The 290-nt window shown below is 45.9% G+C and carries 1 protein-coding gene; it reads right to left on the bottom strand.

Annotated features, from left to right (window positions below; translation table 11 throughout):
• A partial coding sequence (locus RH40_RS03675) for a BspA family leucine-rich repeat surface protein (RefSeq protein ID WP_009599994.1) occupies positions 1 to 290 on the bottom strand: 290 nt, incomplete at both ends.

The raw sequence follows: 290 nt of genomic DNA, 5'->3' as shown, positions 1-290 counted from the left end.
CGCCAATCGGGCTGTCATTACAAGTAAGAGTGTTGCCTTGTAATTGCCCCTTACCTTCAAACTGGCGAACATCTTGGTTAAAACTGGTGGCGTCTTTAAACATATCTCCAATATACCTAACTGCAGAGATATTCCAGTTACCGATGGGTTGGTTAAAGGCAGTGGCGCCCCTAAACATCTCCGCCATATTTTCAACCTTGGAGGTATCCCAGTTACCGATAGGTTGGTTAAAGGCTTTGGCGTCTTCAAACATCGACGACATAGTTTCTACGCTGGAGGTATCCCAGTCA

This window comes from Vibrio caribbeanicus ATCC BAA-2122 (genome assembly GCF_000165125.1).
GTDB lineage: Bacteria > Pseudomonadota > Gammaproteobacteria > Enterobacterales > Vibrionaceae > Vibrio > Vibrio caribbeanicus.
This window is presented reverse-complemented; position numbering and strand designations above follow the sequence as displayed.